We start from the raw sequence: 26,800 nt of genomic DNA on the forward strand, positions 1-26,800 counted from the left end.
ATGGCATTCTTCATCCGCAGCGAGAGACGGATCTGGGTCGGTGATCTGAGGTGGCGCAGCTTTGAGCGCTCCCCCTCCCTGATGACGGTCCACAAGGTCGCCAGTGCGTTCAGCAGCAACTACTTTGTGCAAAGCAGGGCTTACCCGCAGCATGTCGGGTTTCTGTCTGCTGATACCGTTGACACCAAAGAGCCGTTTCATAGCCTCGCACTCGCCATCAGCGAGAAATTCGGGGGGCGATATTACGGCGAATACGAGGTGGGGATTGACCAGTTCTGGGTCATTGCCACCGACGAAGAAGGGCTCCCTTTGCCGGGGTCAGACGGCGTCTATCGTGAAGAGGCGATCGAAGCTGTTCGCTCAACCTTCTCCGGTTATCCGTTCGACCAGAGAGATCTTCTCTCGTCCCGCGAATTTGAAGCGCTTTTAGAGGATCTTCCGGACGCACCTCTCAAGGTCCGGTCAACCTCTCTGGCCCCCCTCTATACGTCTGCGGCCGTTGTCGTCGGCCTTTTCTTCCTCACCGGGATCGCATGGTATTTCTATCATCAGCATGTTCTGGACCAACGTCGGGAGCTTGCTCGAAAAGCCCTGATAGAGAGCGCGAAACGCGTTCCAAAAGTCATCGCAAAGCGTGAGCCCCCTCCGTCGGAATGGATCGCCGGATGCCTCTCGATGATCCCCGTCTCTCCGTTTGCGGCCGGATGGACCCTGGATCATGCGTCCTGCAAAGGCGACGTCATCGATCTGCATTGGTACCGAACCGGAGGCGATATGGCTGACGCCCCTGACGGCGAGCTTATGGACAACGGAAACGCCATCGTGACGCACCGTCCTCTGTCCTACAGCTTCAGGAAACGTCAGGACACGATGGCGGATTATAATGAACGAACGCTTCTCGGCATCCTGCAGCGCAACGGGGTTACACCTGCGCTCAATTCGTCAAAGCTTAATCTTCTGGTGGACGGAAGACAGGTGCCCACAGAGACGACCCGAATGTCCTTCACGCTGCAGACTGACCCTCGCGACATTCCATGGGACGCTTTTGGGAACCTCAGGGTCACATCCCTTTCACGGACGGTCCTGCCCGCCCAGTCGGCGTCGCGGACGGGTCCCTGGCAGATTCAGGTTTCATTCACGCACACGCTTGCGCCTCTCACTACGACGCCGAAGCAATCCCCGCGGACCCCAAACTAGGCCACAGGAGCGCGGCCGACTGTCGCCCGGACCGCACCTTGTGCAGCGCCAGACCTGAGAGACCATACAAATGCTCGCTTTTCTCAAAAAGACCACGCCGAAGAAGGCCGGGACATCGTCGAATGTCCTGACAATTCCAACAGGATTGCGAAGCCAGATCCATCTCGATCCGGTGAACCAGACTGTTTATGTGAACCAGAGACTGCAGCGTTCAACAGACGCTCTCGACTGGATTGCCAATACGCGCCGCCACCCTCAGCTCGATTGCCTGAAGGTTGTCTGGGAGCCGATCAGTGACGTCACAGCCCGCATTCAGAGTGCTCATGAAACGGGGAGCCATTCGGATACTGACGACGGGGAAGACGCCGAAGTCCGGGATGAAGCACTGGCTCTTCTTCGCGAAGGGGCAGAAAGCGGTGTGTCTGACATCCACCTCCACCGGAAGGAACGCCACACCGAGGTCCAGTTTCGAATCAACGGCTCACTCGTGGTTGCACATGAGCTGACGAACGATCACGCGGATCGTCTGTTGCGGGCCATGTACACAATGGCGACGTCCCGTGACAGCGCCTACAGCGACCTGTCGTTTCAGGACGCGGCCATTGCTGGCGATATTCTCAAGGGAACGGGGCTCGCCAACGTCCGTATTGTCAAAGGGCCGTGCCTTCCGGTGTCCGAAGGCGGAAAGTTCATGGTCATCCGTCTTCAGTACGTGAAATCCGGAGGCAATCGACGAAGCCAGCCGCAGCGGCAGACCGCGTTCCGAACCCCGCGCAAACCTGAAGGCAAGCTCAAACTACTCGACTACGGGTTCACGCAAAGCCAGATCGACCGAATCCTGAATATCGCCGTCTCGCCTTCAGGCGTGCTGATTTGCACCGGCCCCACCGGGTCCGGGAAAACAACCCTGCTCTACGAGCTCGCGTTGCACAAAGCCCGAACCCAGCCAGAAAGGCGCCTGGTCGAGATCGCCCAGCCCGCTGAGTATCCCATGCACTGGGGTATTCAGCTCGACATCTCGAATGCCCTGACATCCGAAGAAGCCGGTCGTGAGTTCCGTGCACGCCTGCGGACTGCGCTGCGTATGGATCCGGATGACCTGTCCATTGCAGAAATGCGCGATAGCGAAGTCGCCCTGACCACGTTTGATTCCGCGCAGACGGGCCATTTTGTGATGAGCACGCTCCATGTGGACGATCCCTTCGATTACCCTTTGCGGTTTCAGAACATGGACTTCGATCGACTGAGTTTTCGCACAACCTGTAATGCCTCCATCGTCCGGGGCGTTGTCGCGCAACGTCTGCTTCCCGTTCTTTGCAAACACTGTGCGCTTCCGTGGACCGTCTCTGACGAAAGACTGCCACGCAGGACATGCGAAGCCGTTCCGACGTGGGGCGACGATCTCAGTGCTGTCCGTAGAAAAGGGCCAGGATGCCCGCATTGCTTCGGTACTGGGATTTCCGGGCGAACCACGGTTGCCGAGGTTGTCGAAACGGACGAACAGCTGATGTCTGACTTCGTCAATCATGGTGTGGCCATCGCCCGGCATCGGTTCAGGGCGCGCCCGGATGCCGATCCGTCGATGGTCGAGACAGCAATGGGCCGTGTCTTTCAGGGACTTGTCGATCCATTTGCCGTAACGGCAACCGTTGATCGGATCCGAACACGTGACGCCGTCATGAGCGAACGGCTGTCAGGGGCGAAACTGCCATGAGCCTTCGGATTGTCTACACGTCTGCGGCGGCTGAAAAGCCGCGGCTCACCCAGGACCTTGCACAGTGGATGGATATTCACGTCGCCTTTACATGGCGGACAAGGGCGCGACTGTATCGGATGATTGCCATCAGGCTCAGGCAGGGATCGGAGCTGGAACGCATTATGCTCCTGTATATCCGTCAGCAGGAGCGCAGGAAAAAGACCTCCGTGCCACGGATCCTGAACAAGGTGCTACATAGAATGGCCGCTCAGGGGATGAGCTTCGCCGAGGCGCTAAGGCCTTACGTCCCTCATGACGAATACATGATGATCCTCTCGGGCGAGAAAGGAGACGATATCGCCTCTGCAATGGACCTGTTGTGCGATATCAAAACCCGGGTGGGACGCATCATGCGGGCGGCCAGAAGTGCGATCGGCCAGCCTCTGATGTATGTCGGAATCATCTTCGCGTTCCTCTACACGATCGCGAAAATGGTCATCCCGTCGTTACTCATGAACGGCGGCATGAAGATGAAGGCAAGCACTTCGCAGGAGGTTCTTGTTTTTGCCAGTAGTCTTGCGACCGGCCTGAATGGTGTTCTGATCCTCAGTGGCCTTGTTGGGGCATTGGTGCTGCTCTGGCTCAGTCTTACAAAGCTCACAGGCCCTCTCCGGGTGCTCCTTGAGCGGGCAGCGCCGTGGTCCATCTATCGCAACATTCAGGGTTACATCTGGATCTCGAGCTTTATCGCGCTGGTTCGGGCCGGGATGACAGATACGGAAGCCCTCACCCATCAGATGCAGGTTGCCACACCCTGGCTTCGTGAACGCCTCGAAGCCATTCTCGATCGTCTGGGTCCAAGGGGCATGTCTCTGCCCGAGGCTATGGAAGATTCCGGGTTTGCTTTCCCGTCTCCGGAAGTCATTGACGACATTGAGGCAAGCTGGGGCGGCACAGGGGCCTATGACCGTCTTCTGCAGTCCAGTCGCGCCTGGGCTGATGAGATCGAGTTCACCACCCTGGAGCAGGCGGCCGCCGCGAAAGGCTTTGCCAACGCAATGATGATGCTGATTGCCGGCGCGTTGATCGTAGCCTCCAACAACATTGGTTCCGGTATGAGCGATATCGGCCCGATGTAACTGACAGCCCGGTCGTGTCCGCACTCACAATGAGCCGTTCGATAATGCTCCCAAGACCAAATCAGGGAGAATTATCATGGATCAGATTGTCTCACTCCTTATCAAGGCCGGGGCGGTGCTTCTTGCACTGATCGCCGTCCTTGTCGGGGGCTACGCGGTGTTTGCAAAAAACAACGGCAGTACCGCAGCCTCAGAACAGAGCCAGCTTGCGACGAACATTACCAGCTACATCAATGGCGGCATGACCACGCGCAACTACACAGGGCTCGACAATTCCGTAGCGATCAAGGCGGGTCTTGTTCCCAAGGCGATGCAAGATGGCGATGGAACGACCATTCTTGGTCCATGGGGTGGTTCTCAGGTTACGATTGGCCCGTGGAACCAGGGCCATTCCGAGGCTTGGACGAATGTGGACAGTGATGCATGCGCCACATTCGCCCGGAGCCAGAATGCGTACGGCGTCACCATTAATGGTGCTGAAGTCATTATGTCAGACTCTAATGCCGCAGTGAATATCGCGAATGACTGCAATGCGTCATCCGGGACCACACAAGTCAATGTCACTTTCGAATATTCGAACTGACGACGGGTGGCCTATGTCTTTCTCGCCTTGGCTCTGGTGATCATGGCCGCAAGTTCAATGGATGCCCTCCGGGTCATCCACCGACAGAACCTGCCGTCCCCGCTGGTGTCAACGACAGAGACTGCACAGGCCTGGCTTGCTTACAAAGCAGCCCTGCTTCTCTACGTCGAAAACCATCCGGAAACTCGATCCTCCGTGCCTCTGAGCGCCTTGACGCTTGGCAGCAACGCCGCCCTGGTCGCAGCCGCACAGAACAGCATTATGGGGACGGGCCAGTCAGTATCTGTCGTCGCGTGGATGCCGATGGAAGCCACAGATATATCGCAGGCAATCCTGCTGGCGAATGGCGATCTTTCCCTTGGAACAGCGCGAAGCGGGCACTGGTTCACCCCGGCCTCGGGTGACATGGGAGCCCTTCCGGTCGCGGTGCCAGATGGCGACGCCGTTTCCTACATCAGCCTGAGCGGCACGGGATATCAATGAACACAATCGTCGCACTGATGATCGCCACGGTCATCGGAATCATGATCCTGCCGCACTATTACTCCATGGTCGAGAATGGCACGCGTCAGGGAAGCCTTGCGGTGACCGCCGGACAGTTTCAGGACCTGATCCGGGCGGCCGGACAATATGAAAACGCGCACACCAGAGAACTGACGGCTGCTATTCCGGTCGGCGGGACCACGCAGATTGCGCTGTCAACGCTCATCAGTGAGCACGACCTCCCGCCTGCATTTACGGCGACAAATCCGGATGGACAGGCATGGAGCGTCTATATCCAGCAACCAACCTCCGGTGTACTGAGTGCTGTCATCGAGAGCAGCGGCGGTACGTCCTACATTCCAAAGGACGAAGTCTCTGTCGCGGCCATGACTGGCCATCAGGGTGGCTTTGTTCCCTATGACGGCATGCTTGGTGGGCTGACGGCCGACACGGCCTACGGTGCAAGCGGAACCTGGCATTTCAACATGGCAGGCCTCCCCAACCCTGGGCCGGGGCATCTTGTAGGGCTGGTCTCTACCGGTGCGGGGTCATCAGACGCTAGCGTGACAACGAATGACTATCTGTATCGTACCGCTGTTGCCGGACACCCCGAGTTGAACAAGATGCTCGCTCCGCTGGATATGGGCGGTAACACCATCAACAACGCCAACGATGTTAACGCGACGCGCGGCGTTTTCGCTGGAGGCAATCCGAACGGCGGTTATGGCGGGGTGAAAGTGGCGAGTGCCTATCTCTATGGCGACGACACCAATGCCGCCGTGCGAACGCCAGGCGCTGTCTTTCTGCAGCACTATGACGGTTCAGCAGCTACTCTGATGGCAGGTGAAGGGCACTTCAGCTCCAACATTGGCACTTCCGGCCTCGACCCGTATGTGGGGCTGCCAAGCGGGTGGGGCGGCGGCGTTCATAGCTGGGACGGGTACTACGAAGGAAGCCTGGGCGTTGGTACAGGGGGCAGTGTTCGCACCTATATCAACAACCAGGGATACGTGAGCATCGGCGACCGTCTCGATGTTCAAAGCTCAGTTCGCGTAGCGCAGTTAGGATGTGCCTACAACGTCGGCAACGCGTGTTTTTACGGAGATGACCAGAACGTAGCTATTCGCGCTCCCGGAAGTACCTTTATCCAACACTCTGACGGAAGTGTTGCCGATCTGACCGCCGGAAATGTTTCAGCCACAACCGTCCGATTGGGAACCGATAATGGCAATGCATGGCCAGGGAACGGGTGCAACCCGAACGGTGCGCTAGCAACTAAAAACGATAACTCCGGGATGCTGCTTGTTTGCCAAAGCGGGGTGTGGCGCGCACCACAGGCGCAGATTTCGGGCTATGTGCCGACCTCAACCAAAGGCTTTTCAGGTTACAACCGGACCAACAGCATCACGGGCGGCTACAGCTGCCCTGCCGGCACAGAAGACCTCGGGATCGAGACCATCTGGTACGGCAGTTATGGCTACTCAACCCTTCACCTGTGCAGCGCCCAATGAGCAACACCCTCACGCTGCCCGAGACCGTGCTCACGCCTGATGTTTCAGGCGTGAAGAGCGGAACGTATGACTTTACGCCGGAACTCTTCATGTCCTTGCGCACCACCCTGCGTCGATATAAACATCGGCGCTCCTCCAAGATGCCGAATTACGGCGTCAGAACGATTGGTGGGCACCGGGTCAAGCATGTGTGTGATTCCTCTGGGAACACACTGTCTGCCAGCAACCATTCTCCGGAACGCCGATCTGCGCATGGGCGCCTTGCCCTTCGACTGGGTCCATGCGACCCCGGGGATGATCCGCCACTGTCTCGAAACCGATTTTCTGGATTTTCTCCCGAAACCGGGCGAAGACGGTCACGCTGCGTTCCGTGATCGCTTTGGGGTGAAGGACATGTTCCCCCATAAAGATCTGCAGGCCCCTGCAGATCGCCATTACTATACGCGGTGTATCGACCGGCACCGACGTTTGATAAAATCCAGGAGCGGCAAGCTCTTTGTCATGGTCTCCCGGCCTTCCAATCCCATCGGCTGGCATTTCAGGGAGCTGGTTGACCTCATCAACCGCCTCACGCCCAACGCCGAGCTTCTGGCGATTCAACTCCTGCCGCAGCGCGACAACGGCGAGAGCGTGGGACTTGAACTCTCTCAGGAACGGAATGGATCGAGGCTGTATGACTTCAGGCCCGTGTCCGACGAAAGCGCTCTTGGCTATTTCCCGGACGTCCTCGACGAACTCATGATCCTGCGACTGATCTATCAGTATCACCTGCATCCGGTCGCTCTTCCATGACAGCACTTCCGCCCTGTGCTGCACTGGCCGCCCAAGCCTATAGCGTGCCGGTCGCATCCATTGAGCGTGTCATGGATCATGCGTCGGGGCCGGGCCTTGGGGTGATGAAAATCGACCCTCGGTGGTTGCCGATCCTCCAGCGCGCCGGATTTGATCCTGAGGAGGTCCGGTCCAACGCCTGCATGAACATTGCGGCCGGAGCATGGATCCTTGCATGGGCTGGCGCAGCCCGATCGTCGCCCAGGGGTTCGGAGCAGGACAAGCCCGTGTCACCCCCTGCCACCGGTTTTACGGACTCTCTTGGGGTCTGTGTTACGCATGCTGCCAGGCAATATCATCTGCCTGAACTCCTCTACCGGGCCATTCTGCTCACTGAGGGTGGTCGGGTCGGACATATCAGCCGGAACACGAACGGCACCTATGACATGGGTCCTGCCCAGGTCAATTCGATGCACCTGCCAGAACTCGCCCGCATGGGGATTACGCGCGAGCAGATCATCAACGATGGCTGCCTGAATATTCATATTGGCGCCTGGGTTCTGGCCGGCGCTCTTGGGGGGCACACCCCAGACAACGCCGCAGAATTCTGGAGGCGGGTCGGCAATTACAATTCCAGTACCCCCAAGTACAATGTCGCCTATCAGCGGAAGGTCTGGAAAAATGTCCAGATCGCTGCGCACTCACAAACGTCTCCGCCATCATAGGCGGCATGTGGCAAATCCCTCTCTGCCGACCCTTCGGCCTTACCCTTCTGCTGCTGTCAGGACTCTGTGCCTGCAGCAAACAGGCGGCTGCGCCTGTGCATCCCTACGATCAGGACATGAATCACATTCTGTCCGCGCTCGACCAGATCGGTGCCGTCCGTTTTCCTTTGGTACGGGCGGGCTCTGTTCTTCCGGCCGAGATGAACCGACCTGTCAGATGGCAGTGGCAGGGACCGCTCGATGAGGGCATCCGGCTGATTGCCACGCGGGTCGGCTATCAGACCGATATCCCGCCATGCGCCGCACCGCCAATCATAGAAGTGGATCAGAAGACGACCACGTTCGGTCGCCTGCTGGACGAGATGGCTGCCGCATCATCCGGTCATGCCGACATCTGGGTTGATATCCCTCACCACGTCATAAGGATTACCTGGAATGCGTAAGCCTCGGCACTCTGCCTGTCGGGCAGCCCTCCTTGCGGCATCACTCTGTGCGTACAACGCCTCTGCACACGCTGAGCCCCCTCAGGATCTTCCTGTCCCGGAGATACCCGACGGCAACCCGGAAGCGGGCGATGCAATCGATACGCCTGTCACCGGTGCAGCCGAAGCCCCGGATATTCCTGACGTGGACAGGCCGTCGTCGCTCGAGGCGATGATGGCCGTGCGTCCCGGCTACTCTCCCAAACAGGAAAGCGGGAATGGACGCGACAGCGCCGTCCGTAGTGCGGCATGGGCCTATGGCGCCCAGGGCGGACGGGCCGCAGAGTCCTACGCGATCAATGAACTCCTGCGCCGATATTCCCATGTTCTGGACCAAAGGGTGGATTTCCGCACTCTGGTGCTTCCCGCCGGCAACGGTCAGACCCTGATCCGGCCGCCCGTTGTCACAGAGGCGCAAATGGCGGTCGCTCTCGATCCAAGTGGCCAGACAGCCCGTGAAACAGGCACGATTTATCAGATTACGCGCCGCGCGCAGCTTGTGACGGCAGTACCACAATGGCGCACATGGCTTGTACGCACTGTCTCCTCCCCTTCCCCGCCAGCCGACGCGGTCCGGCCACGCACACCGCATGAAGTTGAGGTGTGGAGATCAGGGGTGGCTTATGGCTGGGCAGCCGGACAACGGCAGGCAGTCGAGATCTTTCTCGATGATCTGTCGCGCATGGAACGCGATGTCATGGGCATGGCCCGTTACAGGGTTCTGTTAAGGGCGGGAAAGGTGGCAGCCCCGGAGGTTTCCCAGCTGCACCGCGACGTCCAGGGCGGCGCAGATCTGATGCGTCTCGATGACCGGGAGCTTCGCATCCGCAGTCAGCCTGGTCTCGATGCGAACCGCGCGCACTGGCACGTTGCAGAAGGAGGCCAGTAATGCCCGTTAACCCGGCTCCCAACACGCGATCCCACGATCCCGAGCGCATTGCCAGCCTGCTGATCGGCGTCTGCGTCGGAATTGCTCTGTTTTCGTTCCTGCTCTGGTTGAAGTTCCATACCCAGATCGTCGAAGCCGTCCTCTTCGTGCAGGGCTATGAGCTGAGGCTGATTGGACTGTTCACGCACCGTTATGATGCGGTTCTTGTCAATCTTGGGGACGCCGTTCCTGAGCGTGTCTCTGCATCGACACTTTGGGAACTCTGCACGCTGACAGGGTCAGTGCTCCGATGGCCCGCTCTTGTTCTGCTTGTCATTCTCGCCGCCCTCTGTCTGACCCGCGCGCCGCTGGAACGTCACCGCAAACGGTTCGGTCTCGAGGGCATGCAGAAAGCACTCGCGGAGATCCATCCCTTGGGCGCAGCGTGGCTTGGCAAAGGGTTGAAGCTGGTGCGCCCCTCACCTCCTGAAGCGCCATTGGCGCCTCTCGATCCTGCGCTGAATCTTGAAGAATGGCGCGCACGATACGTGCGAGGCAACTCAGCTGCCCAGCTCCATGAGACAACTCTTCAGGCGCTGGAGGCGCAACTTGGCCGTCCCTGGCGCGGGCCCCTGGAGGCGTCGGTCGCTGAAAAATGCTTGTTCGTCGCCTTCTCGTTCTTCATCCAGCGCCGGAAAGATGAGGCACAGAGTGTCCTGGAAAACCTCTCTGTGCAGCTAAAAGGCACTTTGAAGGACGGAGCGCCATCAAACTTCGCGAAAGTGTCCAAATCCTTTGTGGCTACCCTTGATAAGCAGCTGAAGAAGGAGAGCTTCCGCTCCACGCTGAAAATCACTGAGCAACATGCATTTACAAGACCAGCACTCCTGTCGCTTCTCCAGGAGGCACGCCTCAAGGCCGGCGTCGTCAACCCAGGACTTTTCGCAGCCATCCAGTTCTTGGACCGCGACCTCTGGCTCGTTCTCTCCGCAGCGTCCTATCCGCGTGACGGACTCCCACCGTATGTCATGGCAATTGCCGCCTGCCCGGAAGCGGCGGCAGCACTGGCACACTGGAAAGCAGAGTGCCTTGCCGGACGCCCTCTGACGCCCCCCCAGATCTCCAGCCTTCTCAAGACTTTCGGCAGACCATGACTGATTCCGTAATTTTTAGCCTCATGCCTGATTTCATCCGTGCGCGCATTGCGGCTTACACCCTCCGGGACTGGGTGGCAGAGCATTATGCCGTACCAGCCCTTCAGCTCGATCGTGCGATGACACTGACGCTTGTTCAGCTCGAACATGCAGCGTCTCGCAAGACCTTTTACGGGTACGACGTTTCCACGGCTCCTGTGTCCCTTCTTGAACCAATTTCGCGTTACATGGACGCGCTGCTGGGTGGGGTGTCGCCCGGAGAAGACCGCGAGAGCTTTCCCAAGGATCTCGTCCGGACCCACCAGAGAGTGATCCATGAGTTTGAAACACTGAACCGTCTTGGGAACAAGGCACGGTGAGCATGCTATGGCCACACGACGGGGAGCCTTTGCGGGGAAATACGCTGGACCAGTTCCTGATCTGGTGTTCAGAGGCCGAGTGCTCCCGGATCGAAATCCAGACAGATACCCCCGTGATGGTGCGCCTCCATGGCGAAAACCATCAGGTCACGCGTGATGGCAGTCTGCCGGGGGAAGTCGAGGATGCGGTCAACTATATCTTCCGGTCAGCGACGGGAGTCACCAACCTCAAAAACGGCGACCCGATCGATGTCGGGCATACAATCTGGCCTGATCGCAAAAAAAGGCGATATCCCTTTCGCCTGAATGCCGTCAGCTCGCAGGTCGGGGCGGATGCAGGCATTTCGCTGACCTTCCGGCCCCTGGTTGACATCCCCCGCCCGCTGGAGGACCAGAACGTAGAGCCTCAACTGCTGGACGCGCTCCATGGAGAACAGGGCATTTTCCTGATCTGCGGCGCCACGGGCTCGGGGAAATCAACGCTGATTGGCGGCATCAACCGGACCCGACTTGAAGATCCGGATATCCACTGCAACCTGATCGAAGCGTCAGCCCCCCTTGAGATCCTCTATGATCGCGTCGAACGTCGCAACTCAGCGGTCACGCAACTCGAGATTCCCCGGAACCTCAGGAGTTTTTCCGAATTTGTCCGCGCGTCCATGCGTCGCGAGCCAACCGACATCGTCGTGGGCGAGTGCCGTGATCCTCAGACCATGGAAGCGTCGATCCAGGCCGGGATCTCTGGCCATCGCCTCCTAAGCTCTCTTCATACGAACAGCTGCTCTTCCACTGTCCGCCGTGTTCAGGCGCTCTGCCCCGCTGATCAGCGGGACAGCCTGACAATTTCGTTCGTCGAGAACCTCCGTCTTCTGGTGAACCAGAGGCTGCTGAAGTCGACCGACGGCAAGAGGACACCCATTCGGGAGTTCCTGCCCGTGACCCGCGCCATTCGAACCCGCCTGCTGGATGCCCCGCGGGATCGCTGGCCGAACATCACGCAGGCCGCTGTCGAAGAGCACGGACAGACTTTCGCTCAATCCATCGCTGCGGCTGTGAAGCAGGGCAGAATCACAGAAGCCGTTGCCGCCGCTGCCATGAAGGAAGAAAACTGATGTGGCGCTTCACCGCGGACCCTGTCCGCCTTCTCATTATCGACGCCCGTGCGCTTGCACCATTTGCTCTGTGGATCGCTCACATGCGCGAGTGGACGTTTATCCTCGCCATAATGGGGGCTCTGTTCTTCAGCGTGCTGGCATGGCTCGGCCTGACGCTTCCCGTGGCCGTGCGCATGCTCCGGGTCATTTTGTGTGGCCCGGTTCGCCCTCGTCTTCCCTCCTGGAAAAAGCGTGATTACGCATGAGCGATATTGATGACCTGGTACGGTGCTGCACGACCCTGATTGAGACGCAGGGATACCGCTTCGAGACGGGCATCCCAGGTGTGGGTGCTCTGCCGGCGTGGCGTGTTGCCCAGACAAACGTGCTTCTGCCGGTATTGCTCCGGCTCGCTGAGGAGTTCTGGAGATCTGAAACAAAAGGAGCCGGCTTCGGCCTCAAGCTTGAGCCAGACACACTAAGTGTGACGGGTTACACACTGACCGGGCTCTACCATGTCCCGCTCTCGATCGCTCTTCTGGCGCTCAACGCTGTGCTCAGAACCATTGCCGATGCTGAAGGCCGCATCACCCTCGAAGCTCTGACGACCTACACACAAACGGTCACGGGCTGATCCGCACTCACAAACGCCTGTCAGATACTGCACAGGCGTCTAACTTGCTGAGGTCCGCGATGATCATTTCCGTTCCACCTGAGACACAGTCTGTTTCTATTCGTCGTGAAGGGGAACGGACCATCATCGTTCTCGACCACGACACGCTTTCAGAGGGGGCTGACAGTCCGCGCCCCCTCCCGGCAGAAGAGATCGCCACTGAACGGCAACCACAAAGAGCCAGACGCATCCCCCTCCCGATGATCGCTGGCGTCTGTCTGATTGTTGTCGGTGCCGCCGTTGGCCACCGGCTGTGGTCGCCCGCGAAAAGCAGTGGTCCCCATACAGCCGACACCTTGCAGATGCCGCTACTCCGCGCCCCTGAATCCGCGGCACGCCGTTCCATCCCCGCCGCGCCTGAAGCCGCCCCGGTACCCAACACAGCGTTCGGGCTCGAATAATCATGGCGACGATCAGACGCCGCATAGACGGTCCGCAGGATTTTCACGAACAAAAGGGTGGGCTGGCATTCCGCGACACCCGAAGCGTTCCTCACCAGATCGCCGAAATCCTGCGATCCGGGTTCTCGTCCATCGGGCTCGTTGCAATAGCCGGCGTGGCCGTGACTGTTCCCGCGCTGACAACCGCCATCGTCCCGTTGGCCGTCGCCTATGCCGGCTATGTTCTGACGCGGCCGGTGACGTTGCCTCTTCGCTTGCCGGCCAACGCGAAGGGAAAGGACTACGGCAATCCTCAGCCGGACCCAAAACGACCTGGCGTCGAAATCCCCGGCAAACCTTCTGGAGACTGGCTGATAGGCTGGGATGAAGTTACGGCCCAACAGGTCTGGCTGTCCGGCAATGATATGACTATGCATGCCATTCTGCCCGGCTCAACCGGGTCCGGCAAAACGCAGTTCATTTATAGTCTTCTGTGCAATGCCCTGGCACAGGGCGGCGGGTTTACGATTGTCGACGGCAAAGCCTCGAACAACCTCGCCTTCTCCGTTGCAGCCATGGCGAGACGGTGGGGCCGAGAGGCGGACCTGCGCTTCATCAATATGATGGTGTCAGCCGGCGACAGAAAGACCAACACCTGGAACCCCTTTTCCTCTGTCAACGCGGAGGGCATGACCGAGCTTCTGCTCACGCTCTTTCTGCCTGAAGACAAGAAAGGCGGAGGGGGTAACTCCGCGCATTTCCGCGACAGGGCCGAAGCGCTTATTCGCGGCATGTCCTATGTCTTCGTCTGGGTCCGGGACAACCTTGGCATTCCGATCATGTCCGAGACGATCCGCACGATGTTCTCTGACATCGTGAAACTGCGCGATCTCTACCAGGATCAGATCTTCACCTACTATGATGCGGATGCAGCCGAGACGCGAACAGTCGAGCTTCCGCCAGAATTTGACCGAACCCTGCTGAACCCGGTCCGCGACTACGTGACGGAGACGGGTGGCTTTTCGAACACCAAAAGCGTGGGAGACCAGGATAAGGTTCGCGAGCAGCATTCCTATGTGGTGGGTGGCTTCGGCAAAACCTTTACCCAGATGAGTTCCACGCTGGGGCATATCTTCCGGTGCAATATCGGTGATGTGGACTTCCGGGACGTCATCTTCAATCGGCGCATCCTGGTCGTTCTTCTCCCCTCGCTCGAAAACCACCCGGACACGAACGCCGCCCTGGGCAAGGCCGTCATCACGGCGCTTCGTTACGCGCTTGCGGCGGCACTCGGCACCTCGATTGAGGGCGACTATGAGGACCGCGTCGTAAATCGCGCGTCGTCCTCAACGGTGCCCTATCCTCTGGTTCTGGACGAAGTCGGTCAGTTCGCGACACGCGGGATTGACGCCATGATGGCGTTGGGTCGCGAGCTGAACATTTCCCTGCTGATCTCGTTTCAGGAAGTGGGCACCCTCTACGCCACGCTCGGTAAGGATTTGACCGTTCCGCTTCTCGGCAATCCCAAGCTGAAGATCTTTGAAAATATCGAAGACTCCGGTCCAACCCGGGAGTGGATCGAACAGTCAGGTGGAACGATGCCTGTCAGCGTCCTCCCCGGCTTCGACAGTTCCAACCCTCTGGGCGTCTATGCGGACCAGCAGCGCGCAGACATCCGCGACGTCAAGCGGATCTCCTGGAGCGATGTGCAGAACCTCCGACAGGGCCAGGCCATCATTCTCTTCCGAGGAAAGCGCATCTACACGCGACTGTTCTATGCAGGCATCAAGCCAGAGGGCGTGAACAGGGTGTTCCCCACAGTTTCAGCGGCTCCCGCTCTTGAAGCTCCTGTCTCCGAGGAACTGACTACGGAAGCAGATGACGTCGCTCGGCGTCTTCAGGAAGGGCGCGATCGGATCGAAAAGGGCGATCTCCGGCCGTTGACCGGAGTTCTGGGAGATCTGTATCAGCGGCTCGGCGTCGTTCTCAATACGGAAAGCACGCCCCTGCAGGACGCCCAGGAACTCCTGAACCTGCTTTTTCCTGACGAGACTTCAGCAGAGGACAAACCTTTTGCGAAGCTGTTTGAGACCCTCGTTCCTCCATCCGCTCAGTTGCCCCGCACGACGGAATCACTTCATCCGGATCTTGACCGAGCACTCCTGACCGAGCTGGTGACGTTTGAGACGGCGCTTGGACTGGATGAGCGGGCGGCCGTCGAGGCAGTCACGCACGCCCTGAATCTCTATGCGCGTGGCAAAGAACTCGCATAGTACCTGAGGCGGCATGTCCCGTGCCGCCTCCTTCTTCAAACCTACATCCCCCGTCCTGTGCCACGAACCCGCGTGCGATCGCGCTCCCGCTCTTCTGCCTGTGCGGCCGCGCGAGCTTGCTGCAGCCGCTCTTCGGCCTGTTGTATCCTCCGACGTTCCTGCAGATCTTCAACCCGCCGCGCCGCATTCAGGGCATCCTGCGCGGCATAGCCGGCCTTGCGCAGCTTGCGACTGACATCATCCCACTGCGCGCGCGGCACATCCCGGATCGGGGCTTCCTCAACCTGCCGTCGAACCTGACCGCCCGGTGACTGCCCCTTCTGCCGGGTCCGCTCATTGACGTGGTTCTGCCGGATCCAGCGCGTATTGGCTTCTTCGTGCGCAAGACGGGCTTTTGCCAGATCGACGGCCAGCGACTTGTAGGGATGACGCCCCATATCCGACGCCAGACGGTCATACAGATCGTTGACCGTCACCGGCCGGATGTCACCCAGAGCCCGCGAAAACGTCTCGGCCTCCCGGAGAGACCCTTCCGACACGGCCGTCCAGCAGCGATGAACATGACGGCTTTCGGCAACATAGGAGGTAAAGCCGGTCATGGCCGAAGATCCACGCGGCATGGCGTTGATATGCTCGTCGGACGTCACACCCTGTGCTGCATCGACCGTCATGGCGTGACCAAAGCCCAGTCGAACGCGTCCGGTCTTCGGGTCGGCCAGCCGGGTCCAAGGCACCAGCCCTTCCCGTCCCTTCGCATTCTGTAACACCAGCCCCTCATCGGACCAGCCTTTGACGGTCGTGAAGTCGCCATTCGAACCCAGATCACGCCAGCGGCGCCCATGCGCGGTCTCCATCCGGACGCTGGTTTTCGCAAACAACCGAACCCGGTCGCCAACAGCGAGAGGCAGCTCATAGGTGACGCCACGCTGATCGATGGCGGCCTTGACGATCTCCGCCTGCCCGATCTCGCCACGCTTGCGCAGCCGGTCGCGGACGGCACGGCTGAGATCCATGACGTCTTCGTTCGTCGGCGCCGACATGGTGATGCCCCGTTGCGATCCGGCCTGCGTCAGCATGTCGCGGCGTCGAAGATACAGGTCAGCGATCTGCTCGACGACCTGGTCATGGTCGCCCCCCACAAGTCGGATCGTGCCGTCCTTGCGCTTCATGTCGATGGCTTCACGCGCCCGGGCAATGTCGGCCTTCTTCTGCTCGTCCTCCGTCTGGCTCAGATCCCGGCCGGGACTACGAAACATATTGGCGATCTGCCGACCCCGCGCGGACTTCTGACGGATCGTGCTCAACAGTTCCGGACGCGCTTCTTTAGGCATAACCCGCAACAGCAGTTCCACCGCGTCACCGGCCTCGATCGCCTGGGCCTGTTCCCGGTCGCCCACCACTCTAAGGGCAAACCCCTTTTCCTGCTGAAGCTGGAGGATCTCAAGCAGCTGACGTGGAGAGACCTGACTGACTTCATCAAGGACAAGAACCGACTGGCGATCGAGCTCGATTTTTCCCTGCGCCAGGCCGTCCAGAAGGGGAGTCATCGCGTAGGTTTGGGAAATGCCCGCATCCTTCAGCGCATCGGCCTGACGCCAGGCAATGGCCGCGCCAATGACGGTGCGACCATCCTCCTGCCAGGCGTCGACCAGAGGCTTCAGAAGTGTCGTTTTGCCGGAGCCGGCGACACCGATCAGAAAGCCCAGACCGCCCGCCTGACCAAGCGCATTGATGGCCGCAAGCTGCGCGGCGCCGTGGGCCGGCTCGCGCGTGAAGTCGAGACCAGACCGGGCGACCGCTGCGGCGATCTGCTCGTCACTGAGCGCACCGTCCCGCGTTCGCGCCGACAGGCCGGCAAGACGGGCCATGTCCTTTTCGAGGGCGATCTGGGCACTTGTCGCGACCCGGAGGCGGCCGTCCTGCTCGCGCTCCAGAAAGCGGACCTGTTGGCCGTCAATCTCAATACCACGCTCCTGGATCAGATCGGCGATCCGCTCGACGTCCTGCGTGCCTTCAATGCCAGCCGCAATGAGACCCCGTGCGGCATGGGTCCGGAACGTGTCCCGGTCGAGAACAGCAGCTGTCCGAAACTCCTCAGCCAATTTCTTCGCCGCAATCGCATAAGCCAGTTCGTAGCGCTCAGCGCGCCCTAATGGCTGGACCTTCTCATTGGTCAGGACAGTATCGTGATACCACCCGATGTCGTGAGCCTGCTCAAACCAGAACTCCCTGTCGTTGCTGCCATTGTACTTCTTTGAGCGGTAAGCGAGATTTGCGTTGTGAAGGATTGAAAACTTCCGCTCGGCCGACAGATCGTTCCAGTCCAGGCCCTGCCGTTTGGCATAGGCTTTTCCCATTTTCTCCGCCTGGGAATGGCGCTTTGAAAAAAGCTCACAGGCTTCTCGTGGCACACTATCAATCGCGATTGCGCGGCCGCTCTCGTCGACATGCACCGCGATACCGAGCTTGCGAAGTTCGCTTGCAAGTTCCGCCTGGAAATACGCCCCGAACATGAAAGACGTCGCACTGGTAATGCGAGCACTGTCCAGCGAACCCAAATGGCCGCTTTCGGTCGCTACGGCATTCAAAAGCAGATTGTGAATATGCGCCTGTGGATCCCCCGGCACCGGAACCTCCACCGCCGCCGTGGGGCCTTTTGCGCCATCCTGAATCTTCATGACCGGTCGTGCCGTGTAGTGCCGGAACGATACCCACGCGACTTCCCCCCGTTCCAGCGTGGCTGTCTTTCCTGACCCTCTGCGCGCCACGCCAACCTCTTTGGCAATAAACGCCATGGCCTTGTCGTTGGCCTTGTGAATTGCGCTCCAGATGAGCGCCCGCTCGGCATCCGTCGACGCAAATTCAGCGGCAAGCGTCACTGATTTATCGGGTGACGCTGTGAAGTCGATGGCCGAGTGCTCACGCTTCCGGCCTGTGTTGGCCCATTTCTCACCCGTGTCAGCGCGCTTCGCTTCAAACAGATTGGCCAGCGCCTGGTCTGTCGGCACCTTCATGACGTCAATGCCTAGCGCATCAGCGATCCGGGGGCCCATATCTGGCGACCACATTCCCCGCCCATCACGGCCGGTATAGTAGGTTGTCAGCCTGCCACCTGTATCACGGGTCGGATCACTCCGTTCCCGTTCAAAGCGGGCATCCTTCTCCGGCTCGGACTGATTCTCTCTCAGATAAGCGACGATCAGCTTGCCGGCACCTGCCGCAGAAATCTTCCGGTAAGTGATCATCTTCCAGCCGGCGCAGAGAAGGTGGAAGCTTCAAGCCGGCCAAGCTGCGCCGAGATTGTCTCAAGGGCGGCACCCTGCTGTTCCATGGCCTGGGCCATGCGCGCGACGACCTCGACCAGGCATTCGCCTTCTTCTGCTTTCTCTGGAGGGCTGACCATCTGGTGGATTTGGGCGAGCGTCTCCCCGATCTGATCCAGCCGTTGCAAAACGAGGAGCTGAAACGGCGCTTCGCGATCTACCGGTTGCGGGAGGTCAAATAGGTTTTCATCTGGCATGCATCGTCTCCGTAGGCAAAGGAGACATTTTGCTGGAGGGCGTTGTGAGTGCTCGCGAGCCAAACACGTTTGCGGACAACATGCTCAACAGCGGGCGCATGGCGGCAACAGAAGCCGACTGTCGTGACTAAACTTGCGCCAATGCCTTTGTGATAGCCGGTTAAGGTTTTGTCTTTTGCCAAGACGAGTGATAGGAGCACACGTCTTTTTGTGCGCAAAGTCCGAAGCATTCGAACAGCATGGAAATAACTGGGTAGATATCTTATATAGGTAGATATAAATTGTATTTATTATATGGACCAAAAAAAGAATAATAGGCGATAAATAAACATGAAAAATATAGTTTTTTTACTTGTGTTAATATTAGTTCCATTTAATTCCTATGCATCCGGTGACGAAATGGCCGTTTCTGGATTAGGCTCCATGAGCTGCCAAAGATATCTTGATAGCGATCAGGATATTAAATTTATGGCGTTTTCGTGGGTTCAGGGATATTTGTCATCGTATAACGTGTATACTGCGAGACAACAGGGATACTATATAAATTTGAACAGCAGTCTATTTGATTCAAGTTCACAACAGAGTATGCTCGATAGCTTTTGCCGAAAAAACCCCGACAAAGTAATTATGTCAGGCTCAGTGGCAATATTATCTACTTTGCTAAAGGTAGCTAAATTACCATTTCCTAAATGATTAAATCTCGTTTGAATGTGGTTTTTAATATGCTACTGTAAATTAAAAGAAGGCAGGGCAATACCACCCGACCATATGCTGCCAGTCATCCCCAAATCCACCAGAGGTTGCAGACTTACAGCAAGATCCTCCAAACACCATGTGGAGGGATCGAAGAACCGTTGATTGATGTGCTTGGCGAGTAATTTCTGGGTTTTGGCGCTTTGATTGACGGTTCTTTGGGTCGGTTTTGATCTGCGTTTTGAGCGGATCGGTGGGTGTTACCCTCTGGATGGCTACGCGGCGGCGTTTATCTGCTCCAGGAAGAGGAAGCGGCGCATGTTGTAGACGATATTGGCCAGACCGATCCTCATGGTGACCCGGGTGATACCGACAGTTCGGATGAATAGACCCATTTGCGATTTCTGATCGGCAAAGACGTGCTCGACGCGGGATCGGATCACCGACTTTCCTGCATTAGAGCGTTTTCTGTTCTGAATGAATCGGTTGGGATTCCCAAAGTGGCTGTGATCTGATTCAAGATGACAGCCGGGATGGAGGCCGGCTGTGGATGTCATCACGCACATTGTCTCTGGATCTCCGCGAACGTGTTGTTGCGGCCGTTTCGAATGGTCTGTCGCGGCGTCAGGCGGCTGAACGGTTTGGCGTCAGTCCGGCAAGTGCGGTTCGCTGGTGCGCTCTTGCCGCTACGACCGGCAGTCCTGCTGCCAGCCCCCGTGGCGGGGATCGTCTGTCTCACCGGATTGAGGCGCAGGCAGAGTGTATTCATGCGCTGATCGCCCAGAAGGACGATCTGACCCTGGCCGAGATCCGCGCCCGACTGGCTGAGAACGGCCATCACTTTGCAATCGGCACGCTGTGGCGTTTCTTCGCGCGTCATAAGATCACATGAAAAAAAAGACCGCTCACGCGGCGGAACAGGACCGACCGGACATGCCCAGCCTGACACGACGGCAGGAGTGGTTCGATGCCCAGCCCGATCTCGATCCGGCGCGGCTGGTCTTCATTGATGAAACCTGGGCTTCCACGAATATGGCAAGATGCTACGGGCGGTGTCGACGTGGCCAGAGGTTGCGTTCCGCCGTGCCACATGGTCACTGGAAAACCACGACGTTCATCGCTGGGTTGCGACTGACCGGCATCGTGGCGCCCATGGTCCTGGATGGTCCGATCAATGGCCGCAGCTTCCAGACCTATGTCGATCGCGTGCTGGTATCCGATCTGCGGCCAGGCGACATTGTTATCATGGACAATCTCGGCTCTCACAAAGGTCCCGGCGTTCAGGCCGCCATCGAAGCAGCAGGTGCGACTGTGCGCTATCTCCCGCCCTACAGCCCGGACTTCAATCCCATCGAGAAGGCCTTCTCCAAACTCAAGGCCCATCTCCGTAAAGCCGCAGAACGCACACGCGACGCCTTGTGGGACAGGATCGGCACATTGATCGATCAGATCACTCCTACAGAATGCGCAAACTTCTTTACCGCCGCCGGATATGAACCAGATCGAAAGGAAAACGCTCTAGATGGAGGGATCGAAGAACCGTTGCTTGATGTGCTTGGCCGGTAATTTCTGGGTTTTGACGCTTTGATTAACGGTTTTTGCGATGGCATCCGGTCTGCGCTTTGAGCGGATTGGGGGCTGTCCCCCGCTGGACGGCTACGCGCTCGCGCTGATCCGCTCCAGGAAGATGAGGCGGCGCATGTTGTAGACGATATTGGCCAGACCGATCCGCATGGTGGCCCGGGTAATACCCACGGTTCGGACGAACAACCCGGTCTGCGATTTCTGGTCAGCAAAGACATGCTCGACGCGCGAGCGGATCACTGATTTCCCTGCATTGGACCGCTGAATATGGCGGGACATGGGCTTGAGCTGCGGCTTTTTGCGATGAACCTTGGAGACAAAGCCCTGCTTTTCCATGAAGTCTTCGTTGGCTTTGGAGCGATAAGCAGTGTCTGCCCAGACGCTTGAGGCCGTATTGGTTTCATCCAGCAGCCCCTCTCTCAATCGCGCACCATCACTGGCGGCGGCGTCCGTCGTCTTCCATTTCCGGATGAACCGGTATTTCCGATCGATAGAAATGTGCGATTTATAGCCAAAGAACGGGATAGCGAGATCCGTTGCGGGGATTGTTCCGTCATCCCGCCGTTTTGCCTTCGTGAACTTCAGTGTCCAGCGCGCATGACGATCCTTGTGCGACAGCTTTGCGGGTTTGTCCTGCCAGTCTTCAGGAATACGTCCTGCCCGGAGATCGGCTTTCTCGACGTTCGTATTGCGTTGCTTTGGAGCAGCCACCAGTGTGGCATCCAGGATCTGGCCTGACATCGGCAGATAACCAGCGCTGCGCAGGGTTGTATCAAAGCGATTGAACAGACCCTCAATCGCTCCCACCTGCGTCAGACGCTCGCGAAACAGCCAGACCGTTTTGGCATCAGGCACACGGTCCGACAGCCCCAAGCCAAGGAAACGCATAAAGGAGAGGCGGTCGTTGATCAGATATTCTGTCCGCTCATCAGACAGATTGTTGAGCGTCTGGATCACCAGATTTTTGAACATCAGCACCGGATCAAATGGCGGTCGTCCGCCTTTACTCCCGTCTGAATAGGCTAAAGCCTGCCCCAGATCAGGGCGGAACACCTCAAAATCCACAGTCCGGGAAAACGCTTCAAGCTGATCACCCAGCCCGCTCAGCCGGGCAAGCCTCTCTTCAACATCAAAGAAACCAGCCTGCTTCATGATCCATTCCCCAATCAACTCGGGGGAAATGGAATCACAAAGGCACCCTCAAAACCAGAGGGTTTTTCGAACCCTCCAGGTTGCGTTCCGCCGTGCCACATGGTCACTGGAAAACCACGACGTTCATCGCTGGGTTGCGACTGACCGGCATCGTGGCGCCCATGGTCCTGGATGGTCCGATCAATGGCCGCAGCTTCCAGACCTATGTCGATCGCGTGCTGGTACCCGATCTGCGGCCAGGCGACATTGTTATCATGGACAATCTCGGCTCTCACAAAGGTTTCGGCGTTCAGGCCGCCATCAAAGCAGCAGGTGCGACTGTGCGCTATCTCCCGCCCTACAGCCCGGACTTCAATCCCATCGAGAAGGCCTTCTCCAAACTCAAGGCCCATCTCCGTAAAGCCGCAGAACGCACACGCGACGCCTTGTGGGACAGGATCGGCACATTGATCGATCAGATCACTCCTACAGAATGCGCAAACTTCTTTACCGCCGCCGGATATGAACCAGATTGAGAGGAAAACGCTCTAGCACCCAAACTCCGCGTTGAGAAAACAAAGGTGGCCGAGTTATTGGCTGCCTCTGATCTATAAAATTTTCCTGTGCAAAGCGTGTAAACTCCCTGCCTAGCTGACAGCTAGTGAAGTTAGCCACTTACTCCAACCAGTAGTGCGATCTGACGCCTGATCGCAATAAGCTGGTGGGGCTGAATCTTGCTACCTGTGACATTCAATCGATGCTTAGACGTTGTGGTCAACAAAGCACTAATCGCCCAACAAGGTTTAGAACAACCGTTCTCGGATGTTGGGTCAATCCGTACCGCCAGATCCGGAATGACGAGGTCCTCATCGTCAGTCAGCGGCACGAGCATCACATTCGGCCACTCAGGCGGAAAGAGATCGTCTTCGACAACAACCGCCGGCCGTCGCTTATTGGGCTCCTTCGGCAGCGCATCTCCGCGCCAGTCCGCCAGCACAATTTCACCAGGCGAAAAGATCGCTGCCATGGCGACCGGCCGATCAGGAGCCATGGGTTCCGCCGGCCTCTTCAAAAAGCGCCTGGGCGGAAGGCGTCGCAGCGACGTAGCGTGCAACACGCGCACTGTCCCTGCGGATCCGGTCTCGGCGCGCACTCTTTGCCCCTGTCTCCAGCAGATCACGAATGAGCTGGCTCAGAGGGATACCGCGTGCCATTGCTTCCTGCTCCAGGTCAGTGCGTAGCCGCTCGTCCAGACGGATCGAAAGGGGGGATGCCATGACGAACTCCATACGTTCAGAACGTCATTAACGTAGCGCAATTCCGTAGTGCAAAACAACATACTTGGCAGGGCAGAATGCGCCGAGAGGACTTCGGCCTCGGGCCGCTCCGGCCCCACCGGATGCAACACCCGCAGGGTGGCGCGAAGCGCAAACTGAAAGTTTGCATTTGTGTATGGAAAAAGAAAAACCCTCTTCTTTAATGCTACACTAATGCTACGTCAGTGCTGCGGGTAGGCTTCGGTTAGGCATCGGCCTTGCTACGAGAAACCAAGGGTGTTAGACAGGCGAGGACGGGGCAGGAGTGAGGTCCATGAGCGCAGCAGTGTTTTCAGGTCAGACAGCGGGCAGCTATCTGGAGACCTGCGCCAGACGCCAGACACGCTCTGATGTGGTGATGTGGCTGACAGAGAATTTCGAGACGTTGCTCAAAGCCACCGGACGGCGATCCTTGAAGTGGTCGACCCTTGCAGAGCACCTCGCTCGCGACGGTCTGCGAACCCAGCAAGGCCGCGCTCCTACACCTAATGGTTTGAGAGTCGAATGGTATCGCGTCAAAGAGCGCATCACTGCGGCGAAGGCAGAGGCCGATCGACGGTTACGCGATGGATCCGCATCCCCCGCAGTCGTTTCGACTGAACGGGCACCGACCGGCCCCTCGGATGAAGAGATCCTTGCTCTCATGGCCGAGGCCGATAACGAAGAGCGCCTTAACAGGGAGCGCCGTGAGCGGATCGCAGGGTATGAGGCACAGCGCAGACCCAAGGTGGCCCCAGATCAGGCCAGCATTCAGCCGACGGCACCTGCCGAGGTCGTCGAGACCGCGCAGTCCCAGCCTGCCTCCTTAGAGACCGCCACCCAGCCGCGTGTTAAAATCGGCCAGATCGCCAAGCATGTGACGATGCTCACACAGGCCCCCCGCTATGGTGCAGACAGGGACAAGCCGCTTCCGCCGCCTTATGTTGGTCCTCGGCCTGATGGAATGCCGGAGTATTTGCCGCTCGACGCCCTCATGCCCCTCGATGCGACAGGGCGTCAGCCTGATGGTCGCATCGACTATGAAGCATTGCCGGGACTGCCTCGACGCTCGTTTTTTGAAAGTGAGCGCGAGTGGGCGAAGGCGTGCATCCCGATGGTGGAGGCAGTCCCACATGAAGATCGATCACTGATCCTGAGAGGATTGTTGATGCGTGCACGTGATCAGATGAAGACGCTGTACTAGCCCCCTGTTCGCACTCACAAACGGCGTCCTTACACTGAAGGTCTCTCCTCTCTGAGAAGGAGAAGGCATTGAAAGTAAGGACCTGTCATGAGTGAAAAGCCTATCCCTTCCAAGTTACCCCGTAACCCTTCTGCGACAGTCAAAGCAGGCCGCGGTAATCTGGGAGGATCTACGGCTGAGGCGGCGCTTGCGGAAATTGCCATCATGCAGGGGCGCCCGCCTCTTCTTGCGGACGGGGACGCACGCAATCCCGGGCTCTCTGCGTTCAAATCAATCTATGAGCGTTATGGTCTCACGCGCCCCAAGAACGAGGATGCTGGGGTGTTACGCGAGTGGTTCTCAGAGGCATTTGGAACGGCTGCCGAGCAAAAAAAGTCTCTTCTTGTCGATGTCGGTGGCGGGGATCGGACACTTGAACTCTGGGCGAAAGAGGAAGGAATTATCGCTCTGGCGGAGAGTATTGGTCTCGAAGTCACCGGCCTGTTCATGTGCGGGCCCCAGCCCGGAGATGTCGATTACATCAAACGCCTTTGGGAAAGCGAACTCTTCCGCCCGAAGCGAGCTTTGCTGGTATTTAACGACTGGACTGTGCCCGTGGGACACGACCCGGACCGAGCTTTTGCTCGCCTAATTGAGGAGCCACTTTTCGAGCAGATGCAAGATTGCGAAGTCCGCTTTCTGAGAATTCCGAGACTAAGCGTCCTGCCCGCCATTATTGAAAGTGGGCTGTCTTTTCAACAGGTCATGGAAAGTGCGCCACGTCCTTGCGGAACACCGTTTGACGTGTTGCGTCGCGCACAGGTCAAACGCTGGTTTGACCTGATTCAAAGCAACATCATTGCTGAAAAAGTCGAAGGCTGGCTCCCATGAGTGACGCTGAAACACCTCTTTCCACCCTGCACGCGTTGCAGGACGCGGGCCGCCTGATGGAAGAGGCGGCCCGACTGGAAGGGATGGACCAGTATTCGCCGTTCGGGAAATGGGTTTCCGCCACCCGTGCCACCATGGACGCCTTCGCGCGGCTCGCTCTGTCGTGTGCGGCTGAAATGCAGGATTTCAGAGGAGAAGCCCGCGACATCATCGAGATGGCGAAGCAGGAACAGACTACCCTGCGGGACCAGTTCATCGAAAGCCGTCAGCAGGTCGAAAAGCTGGGGGAAGTCGCGGCGCGGAATGTCGAGAAACAGGAACTGTTTCGAGACCGCGAATTGCAGGCTACCCTCGGGCGGATCGTCTCTGGCGTGACCTCGGAGCTGCGCAAGGAAGTTTTCGACCAGCTGCGGACGGAAATTCCGACGCATGAGCGCCAGTTCTACAAGGAAGCGCGATGGCGCGCCTATGTGCGGATGACACTGGCTGGGGCGATGCTGATAGGGCTCGGCTTTGCATCCGGTTACACATATGACGGCTATGCTGCGCGTGTAGGCCGTTATTGCGAGGAACATCAAGCGTTCGACACGAAGGGCGCGTCATGGTGTCAGATTGTCCCGCCGCCGATCCTGCCGAAGTCCTGAGCGAACTCTTGCACACCCGGGCCAGGGCGAAGCCCTGACGCAATATACTTCACAACCGCGCTTGCGCGGTTGTGTCCATTTTGGCGCGGTCTGACCGAACAACAAAAAAGGCGGCTCCCAGGGGAACCGCCTTTTGCGTGTGTGGACCTGGCCGAGGCCGATCAGGCGAGGCCGTTCGAGGCGGCCCGGATCTCCTCGGGGGTGGCACCTGCGGCGCGCGCATCCTCTGCGGCCTTCTCGATGCTAGAATCAAAGCGGGTATTTTCCAAAAAAGTCATGAGGGCGTCCGCGATGGCAAAGCCACGCGCAAGGTGCTTCAGCCTCCTGAGAGGAAGGCTCTTAGCGCTAACGTCCGGGACATATTCGGCGGGTGGGTGAGACATGGGACAGGCTCCACGACCGGGCGGGGCCGGTCGCTCTTCGATGTGCAGAGGGACAGGAAGAGGCCGCGCCCTGTGGGCGCGGCGGGCT

The 26,800-nt window shown here is 58.4% G+C and carries 29 protein-coding genes and 1 pseudogene; 23 read left to right on the plus strand and 7 right to left on the minus strand.

The window, feature by feature from the left end; translation table 11 throughout:
- The 17 genes from pilO2 (at nucleotide 1) to AC3B6F_RS02365 (ending at nucleotide 15,388) form a co-directional block, all read left to right on the plus strand.
- Complete coding sequence (pilO2, locus tag AC3B6F_RS02285) at nucleotides 1-1,197, plus strand: type 4b pilus protein PilO2 (RefSeq protein WP_489823256.1); 1,197 nt, start codon at nucleotides 1-3, stop codon at nucleotides 1,195-1,197.
- Between the two features lie 70 nt (nucleotides 1,198-1,267).
- Complete coding sequence (locus AC3B6F_RS02290) at nucleotides 1,268-2,911, plus strand: GspE/PulE family protein (protein ID WP_489823257.1); 1,644 nt, start codon at nucleotides 1,268-1,270, stop codon at nucleotides 2,909-2,911.
- Nucleotides 2,908-4,032, plus strand: coding sequence for a type II secretion system F family protein (locus tag AC3B6F_RS02295; RefSeq protein WP_211591035.1), 1,125 nt, complete (start codon nucleotides 2,908-2,910; stop codon nucleotides 4,030-4,032). Before AC3B6F_RS02290 ends, AC3B6F_RS02295 begins: the two co-directional genes overlap by 4 nt.
- A gap of 76 nt (nucleotides 4,033-4,108) precedes the next feature.
- The gene (locus AC3B6F_RS02300) at nucleotides 4,109-4,615 is read left to right on the plus strand and encodes a type 4 pilus major pilin (RefSeq protein WP_211591034.1); all 507 of its coding nucleotides are present in this window, start codon (nucleotides 4,109-4,111) and stop codon (nucleotides 4,613-4,615) included.
- 6 nt (nucleotides 4,616-4,621) lie between these two features.
- On the plus strand, nucleotides 4,622-5,098 hold the full coding sequence (pilM, locus tag AC3B6F_RS02305; RefSeq protein ID WP_211591033.1) for a type IV pilus biogenesis protein PilM: 477 nt from the start codon (nucleotides 4,622-4,624) through the stop codon (nucleotides 5,096-5,098).
- Nucleotides 5,095-6,609, plus strand: coding sequence for a shufflon system plasmid conjugative transfer pilus tip adhesin PilV (gene pilV, locus AC3B6F_RS02310; RefSeq protein WP_489823258.1), 1,515 nt, complete (start codon nucleotides 5,095-5,097; stop codon nucleotides 6,607-6,609). Before pilM ends, pilV begins: the two co-directional genes overlap by 4 nt.
- 186 nt (nucleotides 6,610-6,795) lie before the next feature.
- Nucleotides 6,796-7,401, plus strand: a complete 606-nt coding sequence (locus AC3B6F_RS02315; RefSeq protein ID WP_489823259.1) for a DUF1796 family putative cysteine peptidase — start codon at nucleotides 6,796-6,798, stop codon at nucleotides 7,399-7,401.
- The gene (locus AC3B6F_RS02320; RefSeq protein ID WP_489823260.1) at nucleotides 7,398-8,105 is read left to right on the plus strand and encodes a transglycosylase SLT domain-containing protein; all 708 of its coding nucleotides are present in this window, start codon (nucleotides 7,398-7,400) and stop codon (nucleotides 8,103-8,105) included. The genes AC3B6F_RS02315 and AC3B6F_RS02320 overlap by 4 nt, the downstream gene beginning before the upstream one ends.
- A 5-nt stretch (nucleotides 8,106-8,110) precedes the next feature.
- Nucleotides 8,111-8,548, plus strand: coding sequence for a DotD/TraH family lipoprotein (locus AC3B6F_RS02325; protein WP_064275478.1), 438 nt, complete (start codon nucleotides 8,111-8,113; stop codon nucleotides 8,546-8,548).
- The gene (locus AC3B6F_RS02330; RefSeq protein ID WP_489823261.1) at nucleotides 8,541-9,476 is read left to right on the plus strand and encodes a type IV secretion system DotC family protein; all 936 of its coding nucleotides are present in this window, start codon (nucleotides 8,541-8,543) and stop codon (nucleotides 9,474-9,476) included. Before AC3B6F_RS02325 ends, AC3B6F_RS02330 begins: the two co-directional genes overlap by 8 nt.
- Nucleotides 9,476-10,609: a secretion/conjugation apparatus DotM-related subunit gene (locus tag AC3B6F_RS02335; RefSeq protein WP_489823262.1), complete on the plus strand. Its 1,134-nt coding sequence runs from the start codon at nucleotides 9,476-9,478 to the stop codon at nucleotides 10,607-10,609. The genes AC3B6F_RS02330 and AC3B6F_RS02335 overlap by 1 nt, the downstream gene beginning before the upstream one ends.
- Nucleotides 10,606-10,968 carry a hypothetical protein gene (locus AC3B6F_RS02340; RefSeq protein ID WP_458202278.1) on the plus strand — a complete coding sequence of 121 codons (363 nt, stop codon included), beginning with the start codon at nucleotides 10,606-10,608 and terminating at the stop codon, nucleotides 10,966-10,968. The genes AC3B6F_RS02335 and AC3B6F_RS02340 overlap by 4 nt, the downstream gene beginning before the upstream one ends.
- Before the next feature lie 2 nt (nucleotides 10,969-10,970).
- On the plus strand, nucleotides 10,971-12,080 hold the full coding sequence (locus AC3B6F_RS02345) for a type IV pilus twitching motility protein PilT (protein WP_489823263.1): 1,110 nt from the start codon (nucleotides 10,971-10,973) through the stop codon (nucleotides 12,078-12,080).
- Entirely contained in the window at nucleotides 12,080-12,328 is a 249-nt protein-coding gene (gene icmT / locus AC3B6F_RS02350) for an IcmT/TraK family protein (RefSeq protein ID WP_489823264.1), read from the plus strand. The genes AC3B6F_RS02345 and icmT overlap by 1 nt, the downstream gene beginning before the upstream one ends.
- Entirely contained in the window at nucleotides 12,325-12,696 is a 372-nt protein-coding gene (locus AC3B6F_RS02355) for a hypothetical protein (protein WP_489823265.1), read from the plus strand. The genes icmT and AC3B6F_RS02355 overlap by 4 nt, the downstream gene beginning before the upstream one ends.
- A gap of 59 nt (nucleotides 12,697-12,755) precedes the next feature.
- Nucleotides 12,756-13,136, plus strand: coding sequence for a hypothetical protein (locus tag AC3B6F_RS02360; protein WP_489823266.1), 381 nt, complete (start codon nucleotides 12,756-12,758; stop codon nucleotides 13,134-13,136).
- A 2-nt stretch (nucleotides 13,137-13,138) separates the two neighbouring features.
- Nucleotides 13,139-15,388: a type IV secretory system conjugative DNA transfer family protein gene (locus tag AC3B6F_RS02365; RefSeq protein ID WP_489823267.1), complete on the plus strand. Its 2,250-nt coding sequence runs from the start codon at nucleotides 13,139-13,141 to the stop codon at nucleotides 15,386-15,388.
- A gap of 41 nt (nucleotides 15,389-15,429) precedes the next feature.
- On the opposite strand, the gene mobF is transcribed toward AC3B6F_RS02365, so the two are convergent.
- Together mobF and AC3B6F_RS02375 are read right to left on the minus strand one after the other, a co-directional pair.
- A complete protein-coding gene (mobF, locus tag AC3B6F_RS02370) occupies nucleotides 15,430-18,633 on the minus strand; it encodes a MobF family relaxase (protein WP_489823268.1) in 3,204 nt (1,067 codons plus the stop codon).
- Nucleotides 18,630-18,908, minus strand: coding sequence for a hypothetical protein (locus AC3B6F_RS02375; RefSeq protein ID WP_489823269.1), 279 nt, complete (start codon nucleotides 18,906-18,908; stop codon nucleotides 18,630-18,632). The genes mobF and AC3B6F_RS02375 overlap by 4 nt, the downstream gene beginning before the upstream one ends.
- Nucleotides 18,909-19,238: 330 nt before the next feature.
- Here AC3B6F_RS02375 and AC3B6F_RS02380 point away from each other — a divergent pair, with 330 nt between their 5' ends.
- Nucleotides 19,239-19,601, plus strand: coding sequence for an HdeA/HdeB family chaperone (locus AC3B6F_RS02380; RefSeq protein ID WP_489823270.1), 363 nt, complete (start codon nucleotides 19,239-19,241; stop codon nucleotides 19,599-19,601).
- Between the two features lie 275 nt (nucleotides 19,602-19,876).
- Here AC3B6F_RS02380 and AC3B6F_RS02385 read toward each other — a convergent pair.
- A pseudogene (locus AC3B6F_RS02385) lies at nucleotides 19,877-20,068 on the minus strand (IS5/IS1182 family transposase); the annotation flags it as partial.
- Between the two features lie 83 nt (nucleotides 20,069-20,151).
- On the opposite strand from AC3B6F_RS02385, the gene AC3B6F_RS02390 reads away from it, so the two are divergent.
- Nucleotides 20,152-21,167 (plus strand): IS630 family transposase gene (locus tag AC3B6F_RS02390; protein ID WP_489823271.1). Its coding sequence is split into 2 segments (ribosomal slippage): nucleotides 20,152-20,491 and nucleotides 20,491-21,167, totalling 1,017 coding nucleotides; the frame shifts between segments, so codons are not numbered across the junction.
- A 90-nt stretch (nucleotides 21,168-21,257) separates the two neighbouring features.
- On the opposite strand, the gene AC3B6F_RS02395 is transcribed toward AC3B6F_RS02390, so the two are convergent.
- Nucleotides 21,258-22,340: an IS5 family transposase gene (locus AC3B6F_RS02395; protein WP_489823317.1), complete on the minus strand. Its 1,083-nt coding sequence runs from the start codon at nucleotides 22,338-22,340 to the stop codon at nucleotides 21,258-21,260.
- Nucleotides 22,341-22,342: 2 nt separating this feature from the next.
- Here AC3B6F_RS02395 and AC3B6F_RS02400 point away from each other — a divergent pair, with 2 nt between their 5' ends.
- Nucleotides 22,343-22,852, plus strand: coding sequence for an IS630 family transposase (locus tag AC3B6F_RS02400; protein ID WP_489823318.1), 510 nt, complete (start codon nucleotides 22,343-22,345; stop codon nucleotides 22,850-22,852).
- A gap of 131 nt (nucleotides 22,853-22,983) precedes the next feature.
- Here the strand turns inward: AC3B6F_RS02400 and AC3B6F_RS02405 are convergent, their stop codons facing one another.
- Nucleotides 22,984-23,367, minus strand: coding sequence for a type II toxin-antitoxin system PemK/MazF family toxin (locus AC3B6F_RS02405; protein ID WP_489823272.1), 384 nt, complete (start codon nucleotides 23,365-23,367; stop codon nucleotides 22,984-22,986).
- The gene (locus AC3B6F_RS02410) at nucleotides 23,357-23,593 is read right to left on the minus strand and encodes a hypothetical protein (protein ID WP_489823273.1); all 237 of its coding nucleotides are present in this window, start codon (nucleotides 23,591-23,593) and stop codon (nucleotides 23,357-23,359) included. The genes AC3B6F_RS02405 and AC3B6F_RS02410 overlap by 11 nt, the downstream gene beginning before the upstream one ends.
- A 313-nt stretch (nucleotides 23,594-23,906) precedes the next feature.
- Here AC3B6F_RS02410 and AC3B6F_RS02415 point away from each other — a divergent pair, with 313 nt between their 5' ends.
- The 3 genes from AC3B6F_RS02415 (at nucleotide 23,907) to AC3B6F_RS02425 (ending at nucleotide 26,329) form a co-directional block, all read left to right on the plus strand.
- Nucleotides 23,907-24,815: a hypothetical protein gene (locus tag AC3B6F_RS02415; RefSeq protein ID WP_489823274.1), complete on the plus strand. Its 909-nt coding sequence runs from the start codon at nucleotides 23,907-23,909 to the stop codon at nucleotides 24,813-24,815.
- A gap of 87 nt (nucleotides 24,816-24,902) precedes the next feature.
- On the plus strand, nucleotides 24,903-25,685 hold the full coding sequence (locus tag AC3B6F_RS02420) for a hypothetical protein (protein ID WP_346006569.1): 783 nt from the start codon (nucleotides 24,903-24,905) through the stop codon (nucleotides 25,683-25,685).
- On the plus strand, nucleotides 25,682-26,329 hold the full coding sequence (locus AC3B6F_RS02425; RefSeq protein WP_346006568.1) for a hypothetical protein: 648 nt from the start codon (nucleotides 25,682-25,684) through the stop codon (nucleotides 26,327-26,329). The genes AC3B6F_RS02420 and AC3B6F_RS02425 overlap by 4 nt, the downstream gene beginning before the upstream one ends.
- A gap of 161 nt (nucleotides 26,330-26,490) precedes the next feature.
- On the opposite strand, the gene AC3B6F_RS02430 is transcribed toward AC3B6F_RS02425, so the two are convergent.
- Nucleotides 26,491-26,712 (minus strand): hypothetical protein, encoded by a 222-nt coding sequence (locus AC3B6F_RS02430; RefSeq protein WP_489823275.1) that lies wholly within the window; start codon nucleotides 26,710-26,712, stop codon nucleotides 26,491-26,493.
- Nucleotides 26,713-26,800: the final 88 nt, after the last annotated feature.

The sequence above is a fragment of the Gluconobacter sp. ESL1110 genome, from assembly GCF_058107395.1.